The organism is Flavicella sp. IMCC45537, assembly GCF_057197705.1.
In genome coordinates this window covers 3,337,927-3,353,082 of record NZ_CM170067.1, presented here as the reverse complement: position 1 = coordinate 3,353,082, position 15,156 = coordinate 3,337,927, and the positions used below count along the sequence as shown (strand labels likewise).

Sequence of the window (15,156 nt, the reverse complement as noted above, 5' to 3'; positions counted from 1 at the left end):
TAAAAAACGACTGTATATTCTACAGTCGTTTTTTTTTGAATTTATATATTTAAACTACTTTTGACAATCATGAAAGCGATCAAAACCTACACACCCGAGCAAGCCAAAAGAGCCCTAGAACACTATTGTGTATATCAAGACCGTTGTCATAAAGAGGTTGAAGAAAAACTTTCGAAAATGCGATTGATTCCTGAAATTATCGAGCAGGTAATTACGCACCTCATCTCTGAGAATTTTTTAAACGAAACACGTTTTGCCCAAAGCTTTGCGAGAGGAAAATTTAGAATTAAAAAATGGGGTAAAAACAGAATTATTAGAGAATTAAAATTCCGAAATATCACTGACTACAATATCAAAATTGCTTTAAAAGAAATAGAGCAAACAGAGTACATTGAAAACCTAGACAATCTTATCCTAAAAAAAATAAAAACCTCAAAAGAAAACGACCCTTTCAAAAGGAAGAAAAAAATAATTGATTTTTTACTAAGACAAGGTTTTGAATCGCAACTTATTTACGAAATGCTGGCTTATCATCTCGATTAACTTTTGACTTACGAGGTTTTTTAGGAATTCTATAAGGAGCTACAGCATCTTCATTAAAATCAAATATTGATTCATCAAAATCAACATTTTCATCAAAACTTTTCTGTAAATACACTGAATTAATTTTTAAATTAATTGAGTTATAGACCAATACTATTTTTTCTACTTGTTCTTTTACTTCCGAAGGCTGTATCGAGCTAATTTCTGACATATCCTGCAAACGCAAAGCCTCTGAATAAAACACATTCAAACGAGCAAACATACCTTTATTATTTAGCTCCTTGATTCTTAAAGAATCATTCATTGTTTTTGACAGATCTGTTAACTCCTTAGACATTTCTAATGCCAAAGCCGGAGATATAGTCGTAAAGTTTTTCCTTAGAAACTTTGACAAGGTAGTATACTCATCCCACCCCTTTACTTTTTCATTTGTTTTAGGTTGTAACACTTCATCAAAACTAAAAGTAGTAGTCTCATTGAACAAAGCCAAACTCTCTGCAGGAATTTCTTCAACCACTTTTTTTTCATCCTGATTTTTTTTACAAGAAATAAAAATCACACAAAAAACTAAAAATAAATACCTCAAAACAATAAAATACGATGATTAACAATACAAATGTATGATAAAACTTCCGTCCTATACAATAAATCTATATATTGTTCGTTATTAACAAATGTTAACCATCCAAACGACTAAACTTTTGACATGATACCTTTTATTTTTCTTAGCATACTTGCTTTTTCATTCTTTTACTCAATTCAGACAAGAAAAAAATTTAAATCAGCAGCCTATAATATTTCTTCGCATTCAACCGAGACTTTAACAGAATATTACTTGGTAGTAGAAATGAAACATGGTCAATTTCTTGATGCGAGAAAATTACCAAAATTCTTTCAACTTTTCGTTCCGAGTAAAATATCTCCGTTATTGAACCACACTTATACAGATCTTGAATCTGCTGAAAAATCGCTAAAAGAAGTTAAGCTAAACAGTTAAAAAGAAATATCTTTGTGGTTAAATTACAATAAAATGATATCTGACTACAACGGTTTACCTGATCACTCAAAAGTATGGATTTTCCCATCCCAAAAAAAAATCTATGCAAATGAAATTGAAGCGATTGAAAAAAAGATAACTGACTTCATTTTAGAATGGGAAGAAAAAAACCAAGGACTAGAGGCTGCATTCACAATTAAATACAATCGGTTTATTATCTTATTTTCCGATACAGAAACTACGATTTCTACAGAAACAACCAACCAACTTATATCTTTTATTATTCAATTACAATCGGAACTAGAAACTGAGTTAATGGATAAAATGAATGCCTGTTTCAAACAAGGACAATACGTCCAGTACAAAGACCTTAAGGACTTTAAAAAACTAATTAAAGACAAAGGGGTAAACAAAAAAACTATCGTTTTTGACAACACGATTTCTACCAAACTAGAGTTTGATGAATATTGGGAAATACCTGCTTCAGAAAGCTGGTACGGAAACATGTTTAAATAATCTAGGCTTGTAATTCCTTAATATAAGTATCAAGTTCAAAAGACTCCTCTACAGAAAAATCACCGATTTTAGTTCTACGAAGTGCACTTAAATGAGCTCCTGAATCTAATGCCAAACCAAAATCATAAGCAAGAGAACGTATATACGTTCCTTTACTACACACTACTCTAAAGACTACTTTAGGAAAGTCAATTTTTGTAATTTCAAATTCAGAAATCGTAACTTTTCGAGACTTCACTTCCACTTCTTCTCCTGCCCTAGCCAATTCATATAAACGCTTACCATCCTTCTTTAATGCTGAAAAAATAGGTGGTTTCTGATCTATTTCTCCAATAAACTTTTCCGTCATTTTATGAATCAGTGCTTCGGTTATATGTCCTGTGGGAAATACTTCATTAACCTCTGATTCTAAATCATAACTAGGAGTTGTAGCTCCTAACGTGATTTCACCGGTGTATTCTTTTATCTGCGCCTGAAATTGATCAATTTTTTTAGTGAACTTTCCAGTACATAAAATCAACAAACCTGTCGCTAGAGGATCCAAAGTACCCGCATGACCTACTTTGATTTTCTTGATATTAAAACGCTGACGAATTTCCCAACGTACTTTATTGACAACCTGAAAAGACGTCCAAGTTAACGGTTTATCAATCAATACTACTTTTCCTTCTTTGAATTCCTCTTCGGTAAACATTATAAATTAGTTAAAGAATAAACAATAGCTATGACACCCGCAACAGCACAATAAATTGAGAAATAATATAATTTACTTTTCTTTACTAATGCCATCATCCATTTACAAGCTAACAAACCTGCAATAAAAGCGGCTATAAAACCAATAAACATTGGAAATACCTCTGCAGAATTCACAACCAAATCCCCTCCAAGCACATCTTTAGCTATCTTCCCAACTATCAGTGGCACCACCATTAAAAATGAAAACCTAGCAGCTTGAGTTCTATCTATTTTCAATAACACTGAAGTAGAAATTGTTGCTCCCGATCTAGAAATACCCGGTAACATCGCAATAGCCTGCGCTATACCGATAATCAAGGCAGATTTATAACTCGTTTCTACATCCGTTGTTTTAGCTTTATCTGCCAAAACAAGCAACAAAGAAGTTATTAACAACATAGCTCCTACGAGCAAAATTTGACCACTAAAAAAATACTCCAACTGCTCTTCAAACAACAAACCAATGATAACCGCAGGCACCATTGAAATCACAATTTTCAAACAAAATTTCGTTTCATCATTCCAAGAAAACTGAAACAACCCTTTTAATATACGAGCTACTTCTTTTCTAAAAATTAACAAAGTACTCAACGCAGTTGCAAAATGCAAAACTACCGTAAAAGTTAAACTCTCCTTCGGAACAGCATCGTCTCCTAAAATAAATTTTGCCAATTCTAAATGCCCGCTTGATGACACTGGTAAAAACTCAGTCAACCCTTGTATAATTCCAAGAATTATAGCTTCAATTATTCCCATTCTATATGTACTTGAAAAAATTATTTATTAGGATTTGCCAATATAGCATACACCTCAATTGCAAAACCAATCAACACCAAAGTAGGTGCTAAACGAATTCTTCTAAAATTATAAATTGCCTCATTAAAAACTTCAGGATCATCACTACCTCCGCCTGCCATTAGAATAAATCCTAAAGCCACAACAGCCAGTCCGATGAGCATCCATTTATAATTCTTTTTACCGAATAAAAATTCTTCTTTTGATTTCAATTCTTTCATATGAATTTTATATCAACCAGCATCTCTTTAAGAGTAAAGCTGATCCGTTTTTAAATTTAAAAATCGTTGCGTTGCAAAAAACGTACTCATCCAAGTCACCAAAATCCCCATTAACAGGACTCCTGAAAAAATAATGGCCAAATCTTTTTTATCTCCCAATAAATTCAACTGAGGAATCGCACTTCCAACGTAATATAATAAAGAAGCCAAACCAATACTTGCTAGTATTGCTCCCATAATTCCTAACCTAATACTTTTCCAAATAAAAGGCAAACGAATAAATCTTTTCGTAGCTCCTACCATTTGCATGGTCTTAATGGTAAATCGTTTAGAATAAACAGACAAACGAATTGAACTATTAATTAGCACAACAGCAATTAGCGTAAAAAACCCTGCAATTACTAGAATCCAAAAACTTATTTTTTGAATATTCTGCGTTAACATTTCTATCAAAGGGGCATCATACAAGACTTCAGAAACAAAAGCATTTTCAGTCAATTCCGCTTCAATTAATTTCATTTTTTCCGGAGTGATAAAATCTGGATTTAAATGAATATCTATCGAGTTTTTTAATGGATTACTTCCTAAGAAAGTTAGAAAATCTTCACCTATTTCTTCACTAAATTGCTTCGCTGCTGTTTCTTTAGAAACAAATAAAATAGACTTCGTATATTCCTTTTTCTTAAGTGTTTTTTCTAAATTTTTAGCTTGATCTTTATCAACACTATTTTTCAAAAACAATGTCACAGCAACCTGCTCTTTAAAATGGTTTGCTATTTTGGATGATTTCAACACCACAACCCCTAATACTCCAAGAACAAACAATACCAAAGCTATACTAAGGATCACTGAAAAATAAGAAGATCTTAAACGTCGTTTTTGATAACGATCAAAGGAGTTAGACATAATTAAAATTTTAAAGTTGGCAAGTTACTAAATTAGATTGTAAGTGAGAAAAGTTAAACAGAAGAAACAGAATTAGATTTGTAACAAAAAGTTAAAATATAACCCACAAAAATCACATTCCAAAAAACACAGTTTCACCAGAAAACTATGAACCATTATAAATAATTACCTTAAATTTGCAGCATGGAGGAAACAAATAGACAGAAAAAAATTGGTGGTGTAATCCAAAAGGATTTAGTAGATGTTTTACAATCAGCTGCGCAAGACGGTATGAGAGGGGTAATAATCTCTGTTACAAAAGTAAGTGTTACCACTGACCTTAGTCAAGCCAAAGTTTTTTTAAGCATTTTTCCTTCTGAAAAGAGAGACGAATTAGTATCTGGAATTCAATCGAACAGTAAAACTATTCGTCATGAATTAGCCAAAAGAACAAAAAATCAATTACGTAGAGTTCCTAACCTTACATTTTATGGTGATGACTCTTTAGATTATATCGAAACTATTGATGCTTCTTTGCGTGGAGAGGATATTAATCCAATTCAAAACCCAGAAGTTTTACCAAAAAGGAAAAAGTCATAATTTGAACTTTTCGCTCTACATTGCCAAGCGCTATCTATTTTCTAAAAGCAGTAACAATGCTATTAATATCATTACAAAAATAGCTAGTATTGGAATTATTGTAGGCTCCTTAGCGCTCTTTATTGTACTTTCTGTATTCTCTGGACTTAAAACATTTAGCACCAAATTTTTAAACGCCACCGACCCAAATATTAGAATTTCCACCACTGTCGGAAAATCCTTTGAATTTACCGATAGTATCCAAAACAAAATTCTTTCAACCAAAGGCATACTTGCATTTTCAAAAGTTATAGAAGAGCGTGCATTTTTTAAACACGGCAAAAAAGAACAAATAGCATATATTAAAGGTGTTGACAGAAACTACACGAATGTTGTTAGAATTGACACCCTTATATACTCTGGAAAATGGTTAAATTTTGACAACCCGACGGCATTGGTTGGAAATGGTATTGCCAATAAACTATCCATTGGAATTTTAAACTATGGCGACCCCTTAACGATTTTAGTTCCTAAACCAGGAAAAGGATATTTAACAAACCCAACCAAAGCATTTCAAAAATCAAACGTACAGGCGGTTGGTGTATTTTCTATCTCAGAAGAACTAGATCATAAATTTGTATTCACTCCTTTATCAGTAAGCCAAAGGCTTTTAAACTACAGCCCAAATCAAATATCTGCAATTGATATTAAAACTGATTCCAATGCATCAGAATTTTGTATTCAGGAATTAAAACAAAAACTGGGACCTAATTTTAAAATTCAATCAAGAGAACAACTAAACTCTGTTTTTTACAAAATATTAAATACTGAAAAACTCGTTGCTTACTTAATATTTACACTTGTTTTGATCATTGCAATATTTAATGTTATTGGATCTATTATCATGATGATTCTTGACAAAAAGTCGAACCTTATAACATTATACAATTTGGGTGCTTCTATAAAAGAAGTTAGAAAAATATTTATCTATCAAGGATTTTTATTGACATTTGGAGGTTTGATCATTGGAATTTCACTTGGTGGGCTATTGATCTTTATTCAGAATAAATATCAACTTTTTATGATTACTAGTTCTATTGCCTACCCGATTGAATTCAAATTCATCAATCTGTTATTAGTTGCAATTACCATTACTTTATTAGGTTACTTTGCTGCCTTTATTGCGAGTAGTAGAATCTCTAAAGATCTTTTAGAATAATTATTTTATTTGAAAGACAAACAATTCAGCCGTTTCATCACTCACAATATACAATCTACGCTGCTCATCTAAAGCAATCCCCTCAGCCTTACGTATCTCTAAAGGAAACTCTTGCAACAACTCTCCTTTTATATCAATCTTATACAAAGATTTAGAACTATCACTTAAAACCCAAAACACATTCAACCTTTTATCAAAAACGATACCCGAGACATCTTTCCCAAAAGAAAGGGCATGGTCTTTTTTTATTTTACCTTTCGTAGATACTTTTAAAAGTTTTTTCGGTTTGGCTTCATTTAGGACATACAAAGATTCTTTTTTAGAATTATAACAAACCCCTTCCAAACCATTATTACTTGAACTTTGTTTCCCTTTTATCTTATAGGAATTTCCTACCCCATTTTGTAGTGAAAAATAGGTGATCCTTCTTTTAGATTCACTAAGTAACACAAATGCTTTCTTCTGCTCATGATAAGTAACACCTTCCAAACCTTTTACCGGAACAGCATATTTTTCTTGAAGCTGACCGTCCATTGTTAATTGATACAAAAAAGAATTTGCATCACTCACCACAAACAAACTCCCATTATAAAAGGTGAGTCCAGAGGGTTCTGGTACCACTAGCCTTTTTTTTGAAATAAATTCTATGTTACTTTTAGGAATCTTAGTACCACATGCAAATAGTAGCAGTAAACTCCCAATAAGTAAAATAGTTTTTTTAAACATAAGTTTGGTCACCAAATTTCGCAAGTACCTCATCAAAAGTAGCGTACACTTCTTCTGCAGAATTTGAAGTTACCATTTTCATTCTATATTGCTTAAAATTTGGAATTCCTTTAAAATAAGTTCCATAATGACGTCTTGTTTCTAAAACTGCCAAAATTTCTTTTTCCTTCCATGCAATCTCCATCTCTAAATGTCTTCTTGCTACTTCAACACGCTCTGCAATTGTTACTGGAGGTAAATGTTCTCCGGTTTCAAAAAAATGTTTTACTTCTTTAAAAAACCAAGGATTTCCAATACTTGCTCTTCCAATCATCGCACCATCCAAACCGTATTCATCTCTCATTTTAACTGCAGCTTCCGGCGTATTAACATCTCCATTACCAAATACAGGAATATGCATTCTAGAATTGTTTTTTACCTGTGCAATTGGTTTCCAATCGGCATCTCCCTTATACATTTGAGCTCTCGTTCTACCATGAATTGAAATAGCAGCACATCCAACATCCTGCAAACGCTCAGCTACCTCTACAATTTTAATCGAACTTTCGTCCCATCCCAAACGAGTTTTAACCGTTACAGGTAAATCGGTATGTTTTACCATAGCCTCGGTTAAAGAAACCATCAAATCAATATCTTTTAAGATACCTGCTCCGGCTCCCTTACTCACAACTTTCTTCACTGGACATCCAAAATTGATATCAATAATATCTGGTTTTGATCTCTCAACAATTTCAACTGTCTTTAACATAGACTCTAAATTGGCTCCAAATATTTGAATCCCAACAGGTCTTTCTTTTTCATAGATATCTAATTTCTTAACACTTTTCGCAGCATCACGAATCAAACCTTCTGAAGAAATAAACTCCGTATACACAACATCTGCTCCTTGCTCCTTGCACAATGCACGAAACGGTGGATCACTAACATCTTCCATTGGTGCTAACAACAAAGGAAAATCATTCAATTCTATATCGCCTATCTTAACCAAAATATCTATGTTTTTTTTAGAGCTGCAAAGATACAACTTTCTAATTCTTTTAAAACATGCCTCCCTGCTTTTAACAAATTTGGAGAAAGCAGATTTAAAAGTAAATCGTATTTTCACAAAATAAACCATCCTTATGAAAACATATAATTGGGCAATATTGGGCTGTGGTAGAATTGCTAAAAAATTCACAGCAGATTTAAAGTTATTATCAAATGCTAATCTGTATGCCACGGCTTCCAGATCAAAAGATAAATCAATTGAATTTGCTGAAGAGTTTGATTTTCAAAAAGCATATGGTTCATATGAAGAAATGGTCAAGGACCAAAATGTAGACATCGTATACATAGCCACACCACATTCTTTTCATTTAGAGCACACCATGCTATGCCTAAATCACAAAAAAGCAGTTTTATGTGAAAAAGCATTTGCTATGAATGAAAAGGAGGTTTCTGCCATGATCAAATGCGCAAAAGAAAACAACTCCTTTTTAATGGAAGCCTTTTGGACACGTTTCAATCCAGCTTTTCTAAAAGTTTTAGACCTCATTAAAACTAAAGAATTAGGTACTCTAAAACATGTCAAGTGCGATTTCAAATTTTTTGCTCCATTTGATAAAAACCATAGACTTTTTAATAAAGACCTAGGGGGAGGTTCTCTATTAGATATAGGAATATACCCTGTTTTCACAGCATTGATGACTTTAGGTACCCCTGATAATATTACAATAAACGCTACTTTAGGCGCAACGGAAGTAGATGAGGACCTTGAAATGTTATTTGAATATAAAAATGGTACTTCAGCTAATTTAGCTTCTGGATTTAAATGCAATGCCTTTAATGATTCGGAATTTTACTTCACTGAAGGATCTGTTCGTATTTCAAGAGAGTTACACCGCCCTTTATTGATCGGTAAAAAAGGAAACATAAAGGAACTCCATTTTGATTACAAAGGACTCGGTTATGAAAATGAAGCCGAACACGTAATGCAATGTTTGGATGAAGGACGTAAAGAAAGTCCTATGTTACCTTTAAACTTTAGTCTCACGCTTATCAAAACATTAGACAAAATCAGAAAAATGGCAGGTGTGCATTACCCTAATCATGATAATTAAAAAAGAACCTCAGGTTCTTAAGATTAACCAAGACTTGTCAATAAAATTCCCTCCAAAAAAACTATCTTTGCAAACCATTTTAGGAGAAAGAACACAAGAAGTATGAAAAACATCAGAAATTTTTGCATCATTGCACATATTGATCACGGTAAAAGTACCTTAGCCGATAGACTCTTAGATTATACAGGAGCCGTAACGGAAAGAGAAAAGCAAGATCAACTATTAGACAATATGGATTTGGAACGTGAACGTGGTATTACCATCAAAAGTCACGCAATTCAAATGGACTATAAATTCAAAGGAGAAGATTTTATTCTAAACTTAATTGACACTCCTGGTCACGTTGATTTTTCATATGAAGTTTCTAGATCTATTGCTGCCTGTGAAGGTGCTTTGTTAATTGTTGATGCCGCTCAAAGTATTCAAGCGCAAACAATTTCCAATTTATACCTAGCACTTGAAAATGATTTAGAAATCATCCCTATCTTAAATAAGGTTGATTTACCAAGCGCAAATCCTGAAGAGGTTACAGATGATATTGTTGATCTATTAGGATGTGACCCTGAAGAAGTTATTCATGCAAGTGGAAAAACAGGGTTTGGTGTTGATAATATTTTAGAAGCAATTATTGACAGAATTCCAGCACCTACAGGAGATCCAGAGGCACCATTACAAGCATTGATTTTTGACTCAGTATATAACTCTTATAGAGGGATTGAAACATACTTCCGTGTACTTAATGGCGAAATCAAAAAAGGACAACGCATCAAATTCATGGCGACTAATAATGAATATTTTGCAGATGAAGTTGGAACTTTAAAACTAGAACAAGTTGTAAAAAAATCTGTTAAAACAGGAGATGTAGGATACCTTATCACAGGAATTAAGACTGCAAAAGAGGTAAAAGTAGGTGATACGATTACAGATGCTGCACTACCAACTACTGAAATAATTGATGGTTTTGAAGATGTAAAACCAATGGTATTTGCAGGTATTTACCCCGTAGATACAGAAGACTATGAAGAGCTGCGTTATTCAATGGAAAAACTTCAACTGAACGATGCATCTTTGGTTTTCGCACCAGAAAGCTCTGCCGCCTTAGGTTTTGGATTCCGTTGTGGATTTTTAGGAATGCTTCACATGGAAATTATTCAAGAACGTTTGGAACGTGAGTTTAACATGACTGTAATCACAACGGTACCTAACGTTTCATACCACGCCTTTAAAAAGAAAACACCTAACGAAATTATACCTTTGAATAACCCAACCGATTTACCAGACCCTTCTAGTTTGGATCGTGTTGAGGAACCATTTATCAAAGCCTCAATCATTACAAAATCTGACTTTGTTGGTCAAGTAATGAGTTTGTGTATAGAAAAACGTGGAATCATCGTTAATCAATCTTACCTTACAACTCAAAGAGTGGAATTGATTTTCGAAATGCCATTGGCAGAGATTGTATTCGATTTCTATGATCGATTGAAAACAGTTTCAAAAGGATACGCTTCTTTTGACTACCATCCAATTGGTATGAAAGAATCTAAACTGGTTCGTGTTGATATTTTATTAAATGGGCAACAAGTAGATGCGTTATCAGCTTTATTGCATGCAGACAATGCTTACACTATTGGTAAAAAAATGTGTGAGAAACTAAAAGAATTAATTCCAAGACAACAGTTTGATATTCCAATCCAAGCAGCAATTGGAGCCAAAATTATATCCAGAGAAACAACTAAAGCACTTCGTAAAGATGTAACAGCTAAATGTTATGGAGGAGATATCTCTAGAAAGCGTAAACTACTTGAAAAACAAAAGAAAGGTAAAAAGCGTATGAGACAAGTTGGGAATGTTGAAATTCCACAAGAAGCTTTTATGGCGGTTCTAAAACTTAATGACTAAAACAACAAAAAACCTTATATTTTTTTTAAAAAAAATATAAGGTTTTTTTCATTTCCAAATGGAATTACCAACGTAAACAATGTTTCCTTGATAAAAGATTAAAAATAAGATCTTTTAGTCTTTTTATAGTGTTTTTACCCTTATAGTTTCGTAACTTAGAGACATATTAATCTTTTAAATCTCAGCGTTATGGACACTAAAAAGAACCCACGTGCTAGATTAGAGAACTACAGTCAACAATTTATGCTTATTGGTCTAGATTTGACTTTATTTTTTACCTATGTAGCCCTAGAACACAAAACTTACACAAGAGAAATTGCAACGTTTAGTAGTGTCGAAATCACTTCTGAACAGGTTGAAGAAATGGTTATCACGCATCGAAAACCACCACCAATCAAACATGCCCCACCTCCACCTCCTAAAATGATAGAAATCATCAAAGTTGTTGAAAATGTGGCAGATGTTCCCGAAACTATTATCGAATCAACAGAAACCGATGAAACTGAGGCAGTCATCACGTCTGAGGATATTGAGAATATAAATGAGGTTGCTGAATACGAGGAAATTATTGAGGATGTACCATTTGCTATTATTGAAGACATTCCGATTTTTCCTGGCTGTGAAAAAGGTAATAAAGCAGAAAAAAAAGCATGTTTTTCCAGTAAAGTCCGTAAACATGTTAACAAAAAGTTTGATGCTGAACTTGCCAATGAGTTAGGCCTTCCTCCAGGCAAAAAAAGAATATTTGTGATGTTTACCATAAATGAACATGGTAATATAACAGAAGTTCAATCCCGCGCTCCTCATCCAAGATTACAAACAGAAGCATCTAGGGTAGTAAAAACATTACCCAAAATGACTCCGGGAAAACAAAGAGGATTGCCTGTAAGGGTAAAATACTCTTTACCAATAACCTTTCAGGTTGTTTTATAAATGTTGACTTTTTGGTTCATATATAAAACCAAAAAGTCACTTTTAAGAATTTTAAAAACCAATATTTCAAAAAAAATGACTTTACCATACAAAAACATATAATTATAGCAGATAATAAAATGCTATTATACAGACTATTACAAATTACATTCAAAACCCACAAGAAAAAAAAACCTTAAACAACTGAATAACAACAATATGTAAACAAATTAACAAATGGTTAGAAAAAGCATATCTATAAAATAAGTTTTATAAAAAAAATACGTAAGTTTAGACATCAAAAATAATTATGAATGGAAATAATACATATTAGTGCTGAATGCTACCCTATTGCAAAAGTAGGAGGACTGGCTGATGTTGTTGGAGCACTACCAAAATACCAAAATAAAGCAGGTAAAAAAACTGCTGTTGTAATGCCATTTTACAACACTAAATTTACACAAAACAATAGTTTTAGATTAGACCATAGAAACAATGTTTCCTTAGGTAGTCTTTTGTATGATTTCGAAGTTTTACAATTAGACAATGAAGAACTAGGCTATCCATTATATTTGATCAAAATCCCTGGACTTATGGACCGGGAAAATGTTTACGGCTATAATGACGATACAGAACGTTTTATGGCTTTTCAAAAGGCAGCCTTATCATGGATTCTACAATTCCAAAACAAGCCACAAATTGTACATTGTCATGATTATCACACCGGATTGATTCCTTTTATGATGACCTATGCTCATCAATTTCAACCATTGAAAGATATTCCAACCATATTGACAATTCATAACGCACAATATCAAGGGCAATTTTCATTTGATAAATTAAACTATTTCCCTGAATATGATCTTTCTTATTCCGGAATGTTAGAATGGGCACAAATGATCAATCCTCTTGCTGCAGCTGTCAAATGTTCTTGGGCAGTTACAACAGTTTCTCCAAGTTATTTAATTGAACTAAGGAGTGCAGCCAATGGTTTAGAATGGTTACTAGACAATGAGAAAGGAAAATCTACTGGAATTCTAAACGGTATTGATACTGACGTTTGGAACCCGGCTACAGACCCAATGATTTCTAAAAACTTTACGAAACAAACTTCTCTTTCAGGTAAAAGAAACAATAAGATGTTCTTATGTGATAAATTTAACTTAGACCCTGAAAAACCGTTATTCGCCTTTATTGGTAGATTGGTTGGAGAAAAAGGAGCTGAATTATTACCTGAAATTTTTGACAACATCCTAAAGAACGAAACCCTAGATGCCAACATTCTAGTTTTAGGTTCAGGAGATCCAACTGTAGAACATCAACTAAATGCTCTAAAAGAAAAACATACAGGAAATTACAATACATATATTGGATACGACGAAGTTCTTTCACATATAATTTATGCCGGTGCAGATTATTTAGTAATGCCTTCTAGAGTAGAACCCTGCGGATTAAACCAAATGTATTCTTTACGCTACGGAACCATTCCAATTGTTAGAAGCATCGGTGGCTTAAAAGACACCATTGTGGACATTTCAGAAGAAAATGGTTTTGGGATCTGTCATGAAAACACAGAAGTAAACGAAGCTGTTATCGCGATAGAAAGAGCTATTGAACTCTACAAAGATCAACCAAGATTTAAAAGAATCAGAAAACAAATTATGCAAATTGACCATTCTTGGGACAGTGCTGCAAACAACTATATTGACTTATACAACAAACTAATCTAACAAAAACATTATGAAAAAAAAGGTCTTAGGAATCATTCTAGGTGGTGGGCAAGGATCCAGATTACAACCTCTAACATCAACTCGTTCTAAACCAGCTGTACCAATTGCTGGTAAATATAGATTGGTGGATATTCCAATTTCAAACTGTATCAATTCAGGAATTGATAGAATGTTTGTATTGACACAATTTAACTCAGCATCCCTAAACAAACACATTAAGAATACGTATAATTTTAGTTTTTTCAATGATGCTTTTGTAGATGTACTTGCTGCAGAACAAACACCAGGAAACAGTAGTTGGTTCCAAGGGACTGCAGATGCTGTTAGACAATCTATGCATCACTTTTTAGACCATGACTGGGACTATGCTTTGATACTATCAGGTGATCAATTGTACCAGATGGATTTCAATGAAATGGTAAAACAGCATGAAGAAAGTAATGCTGAAATTTCAATTGCTACCCAACCAGTTACAGCAAAAGATGCCACCGGATTTGGTATTTTGAAAACAAATGAAGACAATACTATAGATTCATTTGTGGAAAAACCATCTGCAGACGAACTTTCAGAATGGTCTTCTGAAGTATCGCAAGAAATGAAAGATCAAGGTAGAAACTACTTAGCTTCTATGGGGATATATATTTTCAGTAGAGGTTTCTTATCTAAAGTATTAAAAGAAAATGAAGATACTTTAGACTTTGGAGGTGAAATCATTCCACAATCTATAAACAAACATAAAGTAATGAGTTTCCAATACGGAGGTTATTGGACAGACATTGGAACTATCGCTTCTTTCTTTGATGCCAATCTCGGTTTGACTGATGCTATTCCAGATTTTGATTTATTTGACAAATCTAAAAGTGTTTTAACCCGTGCAAGAATTCTTCCTCCTACAAAAATCACAGGTACCACTCTAGAGAAAACTTTAGTAGCAGAAGGTGGAATCATTAGCGCGAGTCGTATTGAACGTTCTGTTGTAGGAATTCGAAGTAGAATTGGAGTTGGCACTACCATTTCAAACTCTTACTTAATGGGTAGTGATAATTACCAAAGCTTAGAGGTTATTGCAAAGTGTATCGAAAAAGACAAACCCTATATCGGTATTGGAGACAGATGTTATATCAATAACTGTATCGTAGATAAAAATGCAAGTATCGGAAACGATGTTAGAATAAATGGCGGACCTCACTTAAAGGATATAGATACTGCTACATACACCGTCAGAGACGGAATTGTTGTAATCAAAAGTAAAGCTGTTATCAAAAGTGGTACTGTAATATAAACTCACACGAAACGGCAA

The 15,156-nt window shown here is 33.2% G+C and carries 17 protein-coding genes; 10 read left to right on the top strand and 7 right to left on the bottom strand.

The window, feature by feature from the left end:
• Positions 1-69: 69 nt before the first annotated feature.
• A complete protein-coding gene (locus tag AC2DGP_RS13555; protein ID WP_484490601.1) occupies positions 70-543 on the top strand; it encodes a regulatory protein RecX in 474 nt (157 codons plus the stop codon).
• On the opposite strand, the gene AC2DGP_RS13550 is transcribed toward AC2DGP_RS13555, so the two are convergent.
• Complete coding sequence (locus AC2DGP_RS13550) at positions 509-1,060, bottom strand: hypothetical protein (RefSeq protein ID WP_484490600.1); 552 nt, start codon at positions 1,058-1,060, stop codon at positions 509-511. The genes AC2DGP_RS13555 and AC2DGP_RS13550 overlap by 35 nt on opposite strands.
• A gap of 189 nt (positions 1,061-1,249) precedes the next feature.
• Here AC2DGP_RS13550 and AC2DGP_RS13545 point away from each other — a divergent pair, with 189 nt between their 5' ends.
• The gene (locus tag AC2DGP_RS13545; protein WP_484490599.1) at positions 1,250-1,540 is read left to right on the top strand and encodes a hypothetical protein; all 291 of its coding nucleotides are present in this window, start codon (positions 1,250-1,252) and stop codon (positions 1,538-1,540) included.
• Positions 1,541-1,573: 33 nt separating this feature from the next.
• A complete protein-coding gene (locus AC2DGP_RS13540) occupies positions 1,574-2,056 on the top strand; it encodes an ABC transporter ATPase (protein ID WP_484490598.1) in 483 nt (160 codons plus the stop codon).
• 1 nt (position 2,057) lies between these two features.
• Here the strand turns inward: AC2DGP_RS13540 and truB are convergent, their stop codons facing one another.
• From truB to AC2DGP_RS13520, 4 genes are read right to left on the bottom strand one after another with little or no spacing between them, the layout of a single operon-like run.
• Positions 2,058-2,750, bottom strand: coding sequence for a tRNA pseudouridine(55) synthase TruB (gene truB, locus AC2DGP_RS13535; protein WP_484490597.1), 693 nt, complete (start codon positions 2,748-2,750; stop codon positions 2,058-2,060).
• A complete protein-coding gene (locus AC2DGP_RS13530; protein WP_484490596.1) occupies positions 2,750-3,547 on the bottom strand; it encodes an undecaprenyl-diphosphate phosphatase in 798 nt (265 codons plus the stop codon). Before AC2DGP_RS13530 ends, truB begins: the two co-directional genes overlap by 1 nt.
• A gap of 20 nt (positions 3,548-3,567) precedes the next feature.
• Complete coding sequence (locus AC2DGP_RS13525; RefSeq protein WP_484490595.1) at positions 3,568-3,807, bottom strand: DUF3098 domain-containing protein; 240 nt, start codon at positions 3,805-3,807, stop codon at positions 3,568-3,570.
• 27 nt (positions 3,808-3,834) lie between these two features.
• A complete protein-coding gene (locus AC2DGP_RS13520; RefSeq protein WP_484490594.1) occupies positions 3,835-4,713 on the bottom strand; it encodes a cell division protein FtsX in 879 nt (292 codons plus the stop codon).
• Between the two features lie 183 nt (positions 4,714-4,896).
• On the opposite strand from AC2DGP_RS13520, the gene rbfA reads away from it, so the two are divergent.
• Together rbfA and AC2DGP_RS13510 are read left to right on the top strand one after the other, a co-directional pair.
• Complete coding sequence (gene rbfA, locus AC2DGP_RS13515; RefSeq protein ID WP_484490593.1) at positions 4,897-5,292, top strand: 30S ribosome-binding factor RbfA; 396 nt, start codon at positions 4,897-4,899, stop codon at positions 5,290-5,292.
• Position 5,293: 1 nt separating this feature from the next.
• Positions 5,294-6,490 (top strand): ABC transporter permease, encoded by a 1,197-nt coding sequence (locus AC2DGP_RS13510; RefSeq protein ID WP_484490592.1) that lies wholly within the window; start codon positions 5,294-5,296, stop codon positions 6,488-6,490.
• On the opposite strand, the gene AC2DGP_RS13505 is transcribed toward AC2DGP_RS13510, so the two are convergent.
• Positions 6,491-7,111, bottom strand: a complete 621-nt coding sequence (locus tag AC2DGP_RS13505; RefSeq protein WP_484490591.1) for an SdiA-regulated domain-containing protein — start codon at positions 7,109-7,111, stop codon at positions 6,491-6,493.
• 97 nt (positions 7,112-7,208) lie between these two features.
• Positions 7,209-8,204, bottom strand: coding sequence for a tRNA dihydrouridine synthase DusB (gene dusB / locus AC2DGP_RS13500; protein WP_484490590.1), 996 nt, complete (start codon positions 8,202-8,204; stop codon positions 7,209-7,211).
• A 133-nt stretch (positions 8,205-8,337) separates the two neighbouring features.
• On the opposite strand from dusB, the gene AC2DGP_RS13495 reads away from it, so the two are divergent.
• From AC2DGP_RS13495 to AC2DGP_RS13475, 5 genes are all read left to right on the top strand, one after another.
• Entirely contained in the window at positions 8,338-9,315 is a 978-nt protein-coding gene (locus tag AC2DGP_RS13495) for a Gfo/Idh/MocA family protein (RefSeq protein WP_484490589.1), read from the top strand.
• Positions 9,316-9,417: 102 nt separating this feature from the next.
• Positions 9,418-11,214, top strand: coding sequence for a translation elongation factor 4 (lepA, locus tag AC2DGP_RS13490; RefSeq protein ID WP_484490588.1), 1,797 nt, complete (start codon positions 9,418-9,420; stop codon positions 11,212-11,214).
• A gap of 189 nt (positions 11,215-11,403) precedes the next feature.
• Positions 11,404-12,147: an energy transducer TonB gene (locus AC2DGP_RS13485; RefSeq protein WP_484490587.1), complete on the top strand. Its 744-nt coding sequence runs from the start codon at positions 11,404-11,406 to the stop codon at positions 12,145-12,147.
• Between the two features lie 293 nt (positions 12,148-12,440).
• The gene (locus AC2DGP_RS13480; RefSeq protein WP_484490586.1) at positions 12,441-13,856 is read left to right on the top strand and encodes a glycogen synthase; all 1,416 of its coding nucleotides are present in this window, start codon (positions 12,441-12,443) and stop codon (positions 13,854-13,856) included.
• A 7-nt stretch (positions 13,857-13,863) separates the two neighbouring features.
• A complete protein-coding gene (locus AC2DGP_RS13475; RefSeq protein WP_484492503.1) occupies positions 13,864-15,138 on the top strand; it encodes a glucose-1-phosphate adenylyltransferase in 1,275 nt (424 codons plus the stop codon).
• Positions 15,139-15,156: the final 18 nt, after the last annotated feature.